Here is a 12,303-nt window from a genome sequence, read left to right as displayed (position 1 = left end):
GTGATTTTTTAACCCTGATTTCACTTATTTCTTTACATTTTATTTTTTTGATGTAAAATAAAAGTGAGTAATCACTCATTATCGTGATGAGGTGTTTTTAATGAACCTGAAGGAGGTTTTTTGAAATGGGAGAGGCAGCGATTCGTGTGGCAGATCTGAATGTGTCGTTTGGGAAGAAACAGATTCTTGCGGATATTGGACTAGAAGTGGCGAAGGGTGAGATTTTTGGGTTGATTGGTCCTTCTGGTGCGGGAAAGACGACGCTTGTTAAGGTCATTGTTGGGATGGAAAAAGGAGATTCGGGGAATGTTACGGTTCTTGATAAGCGTATGCCGAACCTTGGTGTAATCGCTAATATTGGCTATATGGCCCAGTCTGATGCGCTTTATATTGATTTAACGGCGAAGGAGAACATGGAATTTTTTGCGGCTTTATACTCGCTAAAAGGAACGAAGCGCAAGGAACGGATTGCCTATGCAGCGAAGTTGGTGAATCTAGAGGGAGAGTTGAATAAGCAGGTCAGCGATTATTCGGGAGGCATGAAACGGCGCCTGTCATTGGCTATTTCAATGTTGCAGGACCCTGATGTGCTGATCTTGGATGAACCGACAGTTGGGATTGATCCGGAGCTTAGAAAATCGATTTGGGAAGAACTGGACATGCTGAAGGGCGAAGGGAAATGTATTCTCGTGACGACGCATGTGATGGATGAGGCGGAAAAATGCGACCGGTTGGCGATGGTGCGTGATGGTAAAATTATAGCGGTTGGGACGCCGGCAGAATTGGAAGCGAAGACGGCAACGGGGAAATTAGAAGATGCCTTTTTACAATTTGGAGGTGTGCAGTCATGATGCGGGTGATGGCGATTGTAAGGCGGATTGCGAATCAGTTCCGACGGGATAAAAGGACGTTAGCTTTGATGTTTATTGCACCACTTATTTTGATTACGTTGATCAATTATTTATTTGATGGAAATGCGGTGGATCCGAAAATCGGTGTGGAAGGCGTGTCAGGTGAGATGGTAGCACAGCTGAGGGACACGGATATGACGGTGAAGCAATATGATTTGGTGAGTGATGTGAAGGGGACCATCAAGTCGGACGGGCTGGACGCATTTATTAGGCAGGATGGCGCGGATGTGAATTTAACATTTGAGAACAGTGATCCAGGTGTTAGCAAACAGATTCAGATGAAATTGCAGGCGGCTTTGATGGCGGAGCAGAAAGATACCATGAAGCAGCTAGGCGTGTCGATGCAAGAAGCGAGCGCGAAGATACAGCAGACATTAGCGATGGTTGCAAAACAATACTCAGCACAAACGGGTCAGCCGTTAGACATCCCGACGGTGAATTTGCCGATTCCAAAAGAACAGCAACAGCTATCGATTTCGACGGCCTATATATATGGTGACGCGGATACAACGTTTTTTGATACGATTGGACCGATTTTTATTGGCTTTTTTGTATTCTTCTTTGTCTTTTTGATTGCAGGGATTTCGTTCTTGCGTGAGCGGACAACGGGGACTTTAGAGCGGTTGATGGCGACGCCGATTAAGCGGTGGGAGCTGGAAACGGGATATTTGCTCGGTTTTGGGATATTTGCCTTGGCTCAGTCCATTATCGTGGCGCTTTATTCGATTCACGTGCTGAATATGGTACAAATGGGCTCGATTTGGTATGTTTTACTGATTACGCTGATGTTAGCCATGGTGGCATTGACACTTGGCATTCTGCTGTCGACATTTGCGAATAATGAGTTTCAAATTGTGCAATTTATTCCGATTGTGATTGTACCACAAGTGCTGTTTTGTGGTATCTTTCCGCTAGAAGGAATGGCGGATTGGTTACAGTGGGTGGCGCACATTATGCCACTTTATTATGGCGCGGATGCATTGACATCGATCATGGTAAAAGGCGAAGGATTCGGTGGTTTTGCGACGGATTTCTATATTTTACTTGGATTTGCGCTCATTTTCATGATTTTAAACATTTTTGCATTGAAAAAATATCGTAAAATATAGAAAGGAATGGTGGTAATGGCTGAAAATAACGATATCTTGACGCAGATGCTTGAGGTGGCGGAACAGGATAAAAAAATGAGCGATAAGCAGCGGAAAATTGTAGCGGCTGCGATTGAATTGTTTGCTGAACGTGGTTTTGCGGCGACTTCAACGAGTGAGATTGCGAAGCGCGCTGGTGTTGCAGAAGGTACAATTTTTCGACATTATAAGACAAAGAAAGATTTATTAACGTCAATCACTGTGCCGATCATGATTGATAGTGTCGCGCCATTTTTGGCTAGGACTTTTGTGGCGGAGGTATTTGAGCAGGAGTATCCAGATTTTAGGGCTTTCTTAACGGAACTTGTGCAGAATCGGTTTGATTTTGTGCGTGAGAATAGTCAGGTGATCAAGATTTATATGCAGGAACTGTTATATCATGATGAGATGCGGGAGCAATTCTCAAAGGTTTTTATGGTGCATGTGAAGGGGCAGTTTGATCGGGTTATTGGTTTTTTTAAAGAACGCGGGGAGATTAACGATATGCCAAATAGTACGATTATGCGGGCGCTGATTACGAATATTGTTGGTTTTTTGATGACGCGGTTTATGATTATGCCAAAAGCCGATTGGGATGATGATGCGGAAATCGAGCGAACTGTCACGTATATATTGAATGGTATAAGTTAAAAGAAGGGTGCATTGCCAGCAAATATAGGGCGATGCATCCTTCTTTTTGTCATCAGTTTTTTCTTGAATCGGCGACGATATGAATATCGATTCCGTCTGTTTCACGCATAATGGCATTTACGACAGAGCCTTTTGTCAGTTCTTCTAGACGCGTTTTGACGGATTGACCAAGAATGATTTGCGTAATATGATGTGTTTTTGCGACATCTGTAATGACACTGAAAATCTTGCGACTATGATTGGACTCAATTATAAAATGCGCGTTGAATTCTTTGGCTAGCTTTTTCCAGGTGTCGTATTTCTTGCGGGTATGCGGATCGAGATCGCTAAAATTTCCAGGTATTGCGGTGAGAATAAAGAGTTCTGCGCGCAGTCTATTCGCGATTCGCCAGCCGCGACGGATCAGTTTTTCAGCGTTGTCATCATTTTTAATACAGACGAGTATTTTTTCGTTCATAGCAGCGGCGCGGTGTTTGGACTCCTTTTCGGGAGTCTTATCATCGACATCATCAGCGACTTCGCGCAATGCCATTTCGCGGAGTGCGGATAGGTTGCGCTGTGTGAAGAAATTTTCGAGTGATTGATTGATTTTATGGATGGCATAGATTTTCCCATCGCGAAGCCGTTTTTGGAGTGTTTCTGCAGAGATATCGATCAGGATGACCTCACTGGCTGTATCTAAAAGATGATCGGGAATGCGTTCGCGTACTTTCACGCCAGTAATGGTTTGCACCGCATCATGCAAGCTCTCCAAATGCTGAATATTGACGGCTGTCAGGACGTTGATGCGATGATCTAAAATATCTAACACATCTTGATATCGCTTGTCATGTTTGGAACCAGGAATATTGGTATGCGCGAGTTCATCAATAATGACAACATCTGGATTGCGACGAATAATGGCATCCACATCGAGGTCATGAAAAGTACTACCTTTGTATGGAATTGATTTTAGCGGGATGATTTCCAGATCTCCAATCATATTTTTCGTTTCTTCGCGATTATGCGTTTCTACTAGACCGACCACGACATCGAGCCCTTCTTTTTTCATGTCTTGGGCTTCGATGAGCATGCGATATGTCTTACCAACACCCGGTGCGGAGCCGATATAAATCTTGAGTTTGCCTTTTTTCAGACGTTCAATTTCGGCAAGGATTTCTTCGGGAGTCTTGCGGCGAAAGGAAAAATTACCATCATCGGTCATAGGCTTCCGACCTCCTTAGTCATGTAATTTTGATAAGGCTAAATTTAAATGTAAAACATTTACACGTGGCTCACCAAAAATACCGAGAGAGCGTGATGCTGTGTAGTCCGCAACAAGTTTAGAAACCGTGGCAGCTTCTAAATGGTTTGCCTTGGCAACGCGCGCTACTTGCAATTTCGCACTGGCGACAGAGATATCAGGATCAAGACCCGACCCGGAGTTTGTTACTAAATCTGCCGGGATATTGGTGCGATCCATGGTGGAATTATCTTTCATAAGCTGTGCAATAGATGCTTCGACGCGCTTTTTCAGGGCTGGATTCGAAGCTGCTAAATTTAGAGAACCGCTTGCACTCGCATCATTTTTGATAGAAGAGACGCGACCATGAAAGTAGTTAGCCGATGAGAAGTTTTGTCCAATCCATTTGGAACCGACGATTTTCTCATCCTTTTTGATTAGCGAACCATTAGCTTGCTTTGGAAAAAGAACTTGGGCCACGCCAGTTGTCGCGAGTGGGTAAATAAGTCCGCAAATAACGATGAAGACAAGGCATAAACGTAGTGCTTTCATCTTTTTTCCCTCCTATAGGAAGACCGAAACGGCCAAATCAATTATTTTAATACCGAAAAATGGGGCAATAACACCGCCGAGGCCGTAGACGAACAGGTTTTTTTGGAGTAGCTTACTTGCCTTCATTGGCGTGTATTTGACGCCTTTCATCGCGAGCGGAATCAAGATCGGAATGATGACAGCATTAAAAACGAGTGCAGAAATAATCGCGCTAGTAGGGGAGTCCAATTGCATTATATTTAGTTGGTTCATCGCCGGAATGGCAATGGCGAACATCGCCGGGATAATCGCGAAGTATTTGGCAATGTCGTTGGCAATACTGAATGTTGTCAAGGCACCGCGCGTCATTAAGAGCTGTTTTCCAATCGAAACAACTTCGATAATTTTTGTTGGATCAGAATCCAAATCTACCATGTTCGCGGCTTCTTTTGCAGCGATTGTTCCAGAGTTCATCGCAAGACCAACATCGGCTTGAGCAAGTGCAGGTGCATCATTCGTGCCATCGCCAGTCATCGCGACGAGTTTGCCAAGTGCTTGCTCATCTTTGATTACTTGAATTTTGTCCTCCGGTTTGGATTCGGCGATGTAATCATCGACTCCGGCCTCCGCAGCAATTGTTTTCGCTGTCAATGGGTTGTCTCCTGTACACATAATCGTTTTGATTCCCATTTTGCGCAGTTGAGCGAACCGCTCTTGCATACCGGGCTTGACTGTATCTTTCAGATAGATAAAACCGTAAATTTCGGCGTCGACAGAGACCGCTAGAGGCGTACCGCCAAGCCGTGCAATACTATCTCCAACTTCTTGCATATCAGCAGGCAAATTACCACCTAAACCTTCTACCCAGCGAGCAATCGAATCGGAGGCCCCTTTACGGATTTTACGACCGTCTTGTAAGGTAATACCACTCATTCGCGTTTCTGCTTGGAATTCGATTTCCTGAGCGATCTGCGAATCATTGTCAGGGTAGGTGATTTCCAGTCGTTTAGCCAAAGCTAACACGGATTTCCCTTCTGGTGTATCATCTTTTAACGAACTAATCGTAGCGATTTCGGCGACCTGGGCCATTGTATGACCACCGACCGGCAAAAACTCACTCGCCATCCGATTTCCAAACGTGATGGTGCCGGTTTTATCTAAAATAATGGTATTAATATCCCCAGCTGCTTCCACGGCTTTTCCGCTCATCGCAAGTACATTGAAGCGTGTCACCCGATCCATTCCCGCAATTCCAATCGCAGAAAGGAGGGCGCCAATCGTTGTTGGAATAAGGCAAACTAGCAGGGCCACCAGCGTTGGAATCGACAACAGGACGCCATTAAAACGCGCAATTGGATACAGCGTCATGACCACAATCATAAAAATAACGGTCAGCGTAATGAGCAAAATGGTGAGTGCAATCTCATTCGGCGTTTTTTGACGTTTAGCCCCTTCGACCATGGAGATCATCTTGTCAAGGAAGGACTCACCAGGGTTGCTCTCAATCCGGACTTTAATAGCGTCACTAAGAACCATTGTTCCACCAGTAACCGAGGCAAAATCACCGCCGCTCTCTTTAATAACAGGCGCCGATTCACCAGTAATCGCCGATTCATCAATCGATGCAAGCCCTTCAATAATTTCCCCATCACTCGGAATCAAATCGCCCATTTCAACGAGGACAATATCTCCTTTGTGTAGCGTGGAGGCCGGAACTTCTTTCACAGATCCATCTTTTTGAATCCATTTTGCTACCGTATCTTGCTTCGTTTTTTTAAGTGAATCGGCTTGCGCCTTTCCGCGACCTTCTGCCAAACTTTCCGCAAAATTCGCAAATAGAATTGTGACGAATAAAATAAGGAACACCGTCAGCTCGTAACCAAATGCCCCTGTTATACCAAAAAACTGCGGAAACAAAAGAAGTAACAGTACAACAAAAGTTCCAACTTCTACAACAAACATAACTGGATTTTTCATCATGACTACCGGATTCAATTTTACAAAGCTCATTTTTATAGCAGTGAGCATCATTTCTCGATTAAATAAGACGTTTTTTTTCTCCATTTTTATACACTCCTATAAAGTTAAACTTTCTGCAATTGGTCCAAGTACGAGGACAGGTAAGAAGGTCAGGGCGCCGATAATGAGCACGACCATCACTAAAATCCCTGCAAACAAGCCATTATCTGTTCTGAACGTCCCGATGGTTTCGGGAATAAACGATTTTGCTGTCATTGAACCCGCGACGGCCAGTAATAGTACGATTGAAGCATAGCGCCCTAAAAACATCACGATTCCAGTCGTCAAATTCCAAAACGGGGTATCATCTTGAAGCCCTTCAAAACCCGAGCCATTGTTTGCAGCAGAAGAAGTGAATTCATATAAAACTTGTGTCATGCCATGGAAACCAGGATTAGAAATGGCTTCAGTTCCTAGTGTTGTAAGCAATGCTACAGCTGTGGGAACCAAGATAATTATTGGATGAACGAGCAGTGTCAGGGTGATTAGCTTCATTTCCCTCGGCTCGATTTTGCGACCAAGAAATTCGGGTGTGCGCCCAATCAAGAGCCCGCATAAAAATACACCGAGCATCGCGTACATCAACATGTTGATTAAGCCGACACCATCACCGCCAAATACGACATTGAGCATCATCAAGGCTAGCGTTCCCATACCACCGAGCGGCGTCAACGTGTCATGCATATTGTTCACCGATCCAGTCGTGGCCGCCGTTGTAATCGTACTAAAGAGCGTCGAACCACCGAGTCCAAAGCGCATTTCTTTGCCTTCCATACTGCCTTGCGCATTGGAAACCCCGAGCCCAGTTAACACCGGATTACCGGCTTTCTCCGACATGAAAATCAGCCCAAGAAAAACGATAAACAAGACAAACATCGCGGAAAAAATAACCCAGCCTTGCTTTTGATTTTTAGCAAAACGGCCATATGTGTAGGTAAGTGAAGCAGGGATACACCACATTGCTAGCATCTCCAACACATTTGTAATCGGCGTTGGATTTTCAAATGGATGCGCCGAGTTAGCACCGAAGAATCCACCGCCGTTCGTTCCTAAATGCTTGATCGCTTCAAGAGATGCTACAGGTCCAAGTGCAAGGGTTTGTTTTACGCCCTCAAGCGTTGTCAACGTTTGCGAGCTCGCTAAAGTCTGCGGCACCGCAAGTCCCACCAAAACGATAGCTAAAACAAAGGAAAAAGGCAAGAGCAACCGTGTGATGGTCCTCGTGAAATCTTCATAAAAATTACCCAGCGTTTGGCCTTTACTCGTAATCCCACGAATGAATGCAATCGCAACAGAAATCCCGCTCGCAGCAGACGTAAACATCATCATCGTAATAAAAATCATTTGCGTCATGTTAGTTAACGCCGTTTCCCCGCTGTAATGTTGCAGGTTCGTATTTGTCATAAAACTGATAACCGTATTAAAAGCAAGCGTTGGATCAAGCCCTTTTAGGCCGGTAGGATTTGCCCAAATACCTTGCATAAAAACGACCAAAAAGCCAAAAATCATCAAAATCGCATTGACGAGTAGCAAAGAAATCGCATAACGCCTCCAAGTCATTCCCGGACGATCTTGCAATCCCGCTAGCCGATAAATACCGGCTTCCACCTTTCCAAAAAAACGATCTGCTTTTGCCGGTGCCCCCGCATAAATGTGGTACATGTAAGTTCCGAGCGGTTTGATGATACAACATAAAATCAAAATGACAACAACAATTTGTAAAATTTCCATTGTCTCCATATCTCCCTTAATTAAAATTTCTCTGGATGAACGAGCGCATAGACTAAATAACCCAGTAACAAAATCGCAATTATCAGCATTGCAATCATTTTAAATCCTCCCTCAAGCTTTTACGCTATTATTCATCATGGCCCCAATAAAAAAACACCCCAGATATCCATCCGCGGATCACAAGTAAGGGGCCGTACAAAGCATCATTCCATCTCCCTTTTCCTGTCGCGAAATACAGGTTCTGTATCCTGTGCTTCACGCATATGAAATTGTTTGAAAATCGATTTTAAAACGCAAAATAGCTGCCAAAAAAACGCGAAACGCTAGTTATACCAGTACTTCATAAAGTGAACTATTATTTCTATTTCTGAGCTATGCGACATATCATACTCCTATTTTTGAGAAAAGTAAACCATAATATTAAAAGTTTTTTCAAAGTGAGGAGGGACCTAGCATTTGGACAAAATAAAAAAGTGAAGCACAGCATACAACTGCGTTTCACTTTCAATAGATCGTATTATGCAAACTGTTTTGAGAGCCAATTCTTACCTTCCACAAATCGACTAACAAGCATCGCACAAACCGTATTTCCGGTTGAGTTTAGTAATGTTGCAGGTATATCAATTATCGTACTAATAATCATGATGGTTCCCACGAGTTCCGGATTAAAACCAAACACCGCACAAATCATTAGTTCACCTGTCATACCACCACTTGGAATGGCGCCCATCACAGCTCCAACGAGGAAGGCGACGCCAAGAATGGCTAGAATGCTCATTGGTGAAGTCATGTCTTTACCAAATAAGGTAAACAAGAAGATGATTTTGATGATACCGCCCATGACAGAACCATCTTTATGCGTGTTTGCACCGAGAGGAATAACAGTTTCTGCGATATCATCCGGTACCCCCATTTTTTTCGTAGCTTGTAAATTAACAGGAATACAAGCAGCACTGGATGAAGTTGCAATCGCTGTAATCGAAGGCGTAATAACGTTTTTCCAATAAACTTTTACACCAAGTCGACCACCCGCGATAAAAGCGTACAAAGTAAAAGCACCGAAAAAATAAATAACCGCTAGTACTAAATAAAGCAAGAATGAGTTCAAATACCCGTTGATAATTTGTGGTCCAAGTTTACCGACTGTATCGGCAAAGTAACAACCAAGACCAATTGGTGCGGCGAACATAATCACTTTCACCATTTTTAAAATGACTTCGGTTCCTGCGTTTAAAAAATCTGCAACAGGTTTTCCTTTGGAGCCAGCCATCGATGTAGCAAGCCCTAACAGGATAGAAAATACGATCAGAGGCAATAAGTTAGACTTAGAGAATAAGTCCAGGAAATCGGGCACTGTGAACGTTTTGACGAGCGTTTCACCGATGCCGGAGCTCACTGATTCCGGTGCTGCGGGCAAGTTTTTAATAATGTGCGTCATATCGACACCTTGTAGCGGGTTATAAATCGTTGTCCCAATGAAAGCGATGACCGCCGCGATTAGAGCCGTTGAAAAGAATACCGCAAAAACGGTCCCCATAATTTTCCCAAGACGCTTCATGCCCTGCATATTGGCAATTGCAGAAGAGACGCTGAGAAAAACAAGTGGTACAATCACGACAAACATGAGATTCAAAAATATTTCCCCGATAGGCCTAACTACAGCTGTCTTATCCCCAAAAATGAGACCAGCCGCACCACCTAATATAATTCCGGTGATTAAGAATAAACTGAATGTATAATTTTTTAGTACTTTCATATGTAGTAAAACCTCCCTTTATCTTTTTCTAGAATAGCATTTTAAAGCGTGAAAGGGAAGCGCTTTTTGCAATAAATGCGAAAGAAAAAGCCTCCGAATCTAAAGCGTGCTTAGAAATCGGAGGCTTCTGACGTTAATTTGATTCTGTAGAGTTTGAATCTGTGCTTTCTTTATCAGTGCTTGTCGTTTTATTTTTATTATTATAGTTGTACTTCGAAGGATCGGTTTTCTTGAAGCCTTCTGGTGTGTAGAAACGAAGCAGATCGCCTTGTAAAACTTCATCGGAAAGCTCAAGTTCTTTCGCGACGTTGTCTTTTGTAGCTTTCATGGCGTCCGTTTCAGTTGTGATTTCTTCGCCTGTTTTTTGATTGTAGAACTTGCCGCCAATCATGGAATAAGCAGGCGTTATGAAGTCACCGTTTCGGAATGGTACGACTTGTTTCACGTCTTTAGAAAGCAAATCGTTACCTAGTTGCACGTAATTTTTCGTATCGGTACCAAGCAAGTGTAACAGTGTTGGCAACATATCGATTTCGCCGCCGTACGTTTCATTGACGCCACCTTTTACGCCCGGTACATGAAGCATGAATGGTACGCGTTGTGCTTGCGCATTTTGGTACGCGTCATAATCGGTTCCTAAAATTTTGGTCATCGCTTGTGCATGGTTGTCAGAAATACCGTAGTGATCGCCGTACATAACAATCACCGAATTCTCATATAAACCAGCATCTTTCAAGTACTGCACGAAGCTCTTCACAGACTCATCTAAATAGCGAGCCGTTTGGAAATAGCTATCGACAGATGAATCACCGGTCTCAGCAGGTGCTATCGTCGCTTCTTCCGGTGTAATTGGATACGGGAAGTGGTTCGTTAGTGTAATAAATTTCGCATAGAACGGCTGTTTCAAAGTTTCGATATATTTCTCGGACTCTTGGAAGAACGGCTTATCTTTCAAACCGTAATTCGAAACGTCTTTTTCGTTCATGTCATAGTAACTAGCATCGAAGAAATGGTTGTAGCCAAATTGCTTGTAAATTTCATCACGGTTCCAGAAACTCTTATAGTTCCCGTGGAAAACCGCTGAATCATATCCTTGTTGGCCTAAAATGGCAGGTGCAGATTGATACGTGTTCTTACCTTTTGTAGAGAAGGCAGAACCTTGTGGAAGTCCGAATAAAGAATTCTCTAGCATCATTTCGGCATCCGATGTTTTCCCTTGCCCAGTTTGATGGAAGAAATTCGTGAAGCTAATCGTGTTCTTATCTTTAAAGAACGAGTTGATGAATGGTGTGACTTCTTCACCGTGAAGCTTGTAGCCAATCAAGAACTGTTGGAAACTCTCCAAGTGAATATAGATCACGTTCTTGCCTTTCGCCTTGCCAAAATACTCTGGGTTAGGCTGGGCATAATTTGACTTCGTATAGTTCAACACTTCGTTGACGTCGCTACTATCAGCAAGGGCACGTTGCGTTGAATTTTGTGTACTTTTTACAGCGTCGTACAGCTGGAAGTTTGTCATACCAAGATATTTCACGATATATGTGCGGTCAAACGTACGCGTAAGCAGTTCCGGACGATCGATTTCCGCAAGACCTAAGTTGGCGAAGAACATTGCCACACCTAGCGTTAGAACGCCTACGGTTTTGCGAGCACGAATACGCGCTTCTTTATTTGGTTTTACAACTCGGAAAACAAGTAATCCAATCAGGAAAATGATATCCAAGAAGTAAAGCGCATCGGTCCAGTTCATTAAAGCTCCGATACTGCCACTTTGTTCCCCAAGGCTTGACGCCTCTTTAATGTTCGGTAGTGTAATAAAATCGCTGAAGAATCGGTAGTAAACCATGTTCGCGAACAAGACGATGGTCAGCAATAAATCAATAATGATAATCCAGACAAATGAGCGTCTACCTTTTGCGAATAAAGCCAGTCCCATAAAGAACACAGCCGAGCTCAACGGGTTGATAAGCAGTAAAAATTGTTGCATGGCATTCTCAATACCAAGGTTAAATTCTGTTTGATAAGCAATATACGTTTTTAGCCAAAATAGAATGACGGCTAGAATAAAAAATCCGTAGTTCTTACTTAAAAAACTGAGGACTTTATCTTTCCAATCTTTCATAATTCACCTCTCCTAAATACTTACTAATTCAAGTATAGTTCTTTGATTGTCTAATTAGAATAAAAAAAACTGGGTTTCATATGTAAAAAGCATTACGCTAAATCCAAACCCACGTTAACCTAATAGTAACATAACTTTAACAAAAGTGAAACTAAAAAACATGAGTCTAGAGGCTGATATGGTTTAGGAATTGGCTTTCATCAAGGTTTATGGCGGTTTCTTTTGACAAATAA

General features: G+C 43.1%; 10 protein-coding genes. 3 read left to right on the top strand and 7 right to left on the bottom strand.

The window, feature by feature from the left end; all coding sequences use genetic code 11:
- The first annotated feature begins 125 nt into the window (after positions 1 to 125).
- From HCJ54_RS05480 to HCJ54_RS05470, 3 genes are read left to right on the top strand one after another with little or no spacing between them, the layout of a single operon-like run.
- Complete coding sequence (locus HCJ54_RS05480; protein ID WP_187136916.1) at positions 126 to 851, top strand: ABC transporter ATP-binding protein; 726 nt, start codon at positions 126 to 128, stop codon at positions 849 to 851.
- The gene (locus HCJ54_RS05475) at positions 851 to 2,020 is read left to right on the top strand and encodes an ABC transporter permease (RefSeq protein ID WP_187137067.1); all 1,170 of its coding nucleotides are present in this window, start codon (positions 851 to 853) and stop codon (positions 2,018 to 2,020) included. The genes HCJ54_RS05480 and HCJ54_RS05475 overlap by 1 nt, the downstream gene beginning before the upstream one ends.
- A 15-nt stretch (positions 2,021 to 2,035) precedes the next feature.
- A complete protein-coding gene (locus HCJ54_RS05470; protein WP_425324793.1) occupies positions 2,036 to 2,689 on the top strand; it encodes a TetR/AcrR family transcriptional regulator in 654 nt (217 codons plus the stop codon).
- 52 nt (positions 2,690 to 2,741) lie between these two features.
- Here the strand turns inward: HCJ54_RS05470 and kdpDN are convergent, their stop codons facing one another.
- The 7 genes from kdpDN to ltaS all read right to left on the bottom strand — a co-directional run bounded on the left by kdpDN (position 2,742) and on the right by ltaS (position 12,070).
- Positions 2,742 to 3,893 carry a KdpD-like non-kinase potassium sensor gene (gene kdpDN / locus HCJ54_RS05465; RefSeq protein WP_187136915.1) on the bottom strand — a complete coding sequence of 384 codons (1,152 nt, stop codon included), beginning with the start codon at positions 3,891 to 3,893 and terminating at the stop codon, positions 2,742 to 2,744.
- A 15-nt stretch (positions 3,894 to 3,908) separates the two neighbouring features.
- On the bottom strand, positions 3,909 to 4,463 hold the full coding sequence (gene kdpC, locus HCJ54_RS05460; RefSeq protein WP_187136914.1) for a potassium-transporting ATPase subunit KdpC: 555 nt from the start codon (positions 4,461 to 4,463) through the stop codon (positions 3,909 to 3,911).
- A 12-nt stretch (positions 4,464 to 4,475) separates the two neighbouring features.
- Complete coding sequence (kdpB, locus tag HCJ54_RS05455) at positions 4,476 to 6,506, bottom strand: potassium-transporting ATPase subunit KdpB (protein ID WP_187136913.1); 2,031 nt, start codon at positions 6,504 to 6,506, stop codon at positions 4,476 to 4,478.
- 12 nt (positions 6,507 to 6,518) lie between these two features.
- Positions 6,519 to 8,192: a potassium-transporting ATPase subunit KdpA gene (kdpA, locus tag HCJ54_RS05450; protein WP_187136912.1), complete on the bottom strand. Its 1,674-nt coding sequence runs from the start codon at positions 8,190 to 8,192 to the stop codon at positions 6,519 to 6,521.
- A gap of 20 nt (positions 8,193 to 8,212) precedes the next feature.
- Positions 8,213 to 8,281, bottom strand: coding sequence for a K(+)-transporting ATPase subunit F (gene kdpF, locus HCJ54_RS15660; protein ID WP_376699094.1), 69 nt, complete (start codon positions 8,279 to 8,281; stop codon positions 8,213 to 8,215).
- 428 nt (positions 8,282 to 8,709) lie between these two features.
- Complete coding sequence (locus HCJ54_RS05440) at positions 8,710 to 9,948, bottom strand: dicarboxylate/amino acid:cation symporter (RefSeq protein WP_187136911.1); 1,239 nt, start codon at positions 9,946 to 9,948, stop codon at positions 8,710 to 8,712.
- Between the two features lie 133 nt (positions 9,949 to 10,081).
- Positions 10,082 to 12,070 carry a lipoteichoic acid synthase gene (gene ltaS / locus HCJ54_RS05435; protein WP_187136910.1) on the bottom strand — a complete coding sequence of 663 codons (1,989 nt, stop codon included), beginning with the start codon at positions 12,068 to 12,070 and terminating at the stop codon, positions 10,082 to 10,084.
- Positions 12,071 to 12,303 lie beyond the last annotated feature (233 nt).

Origin of the sequence: Listeria grandensis (assembly GCF_014322885.1) — a bacterium.
Taxonomy (GTDB): Bacteria; Bacillota; Bacilli; order Lactobacillales; family Listeriaceae; genus Listeria_A; species Listeria_A grandensis.
The sequence above is the reverse complement of the archived record's forward strand: the minus strand, read 5'-3'. Positions and strand labels throughout refer to the sequence as shown.

Excerpts from the sequence above, each read along its gene's own strand:
- HCJ54_RS05480 (WP_187136916.1), top strand. The coding sequence starts at position 126 with ATGGGAGAGGCAGCGATTCGTGTGGCAGATCTGAATGTGTCGTTTGGG.
- HCJ54_RS05475 (WP_187137067.1), top strand. The coding sequence starts at position 851 with ATGCGGGTGATGGCGATTGTAAGGCGGATTGCGAATCAGTTCCGACGG.
- HCJ54_RS05470 (WP_425324793.1), top strand. The coding sequence starts at position 2,036 with ATGGCTGAAAATAACGATATCTTGACGCAGATGCTTGAGGTGGCGGAA.
- kdpDN (WP_187136915.1), bottom strand. The coding sequence starts at position 3,893 with ATGACCGATGATGGTAATTTTTCCTTTCGCCGCAAGACTCCCGAAGAA.
- kdpC (WP_187136914.1), bottom strand. The coding sequence starts at position 4,463 with ATGAAAGCACTACGTTTATGCCTTGTCTTCATCGTTATTTGCGGACTT.
- kdpB (WP_187136913.1), bottom strand. The coding sequence starts at position 6,506 with ATGGAGAAAAAAAACGTCTTATTTAATCGAGAAATGATGCTCACTGCT.
- kdpA (WP_187136912.1), bottom strand. The coding sequence starts at position 8,192 with ATGGAAATTTTACAAATTGTTGTTGTCATTTTGATTTTATGTTGTATC.
- HCJ54_RS05440 (WP_187136911.1), bottom strand. The coding sequence starts at position 9,948 with ATGAAAGTACTAAAAAATTATACATTCAGTTTATTCTTAATCACCGGA.
- ltaS (WP_187136910.1), bottom strand. The coding sequence starts at position 12,070 with ATGAAAGATTGGAAAGATAAAGTCCTCAGTTTTTTAAGTAAGAACTAC.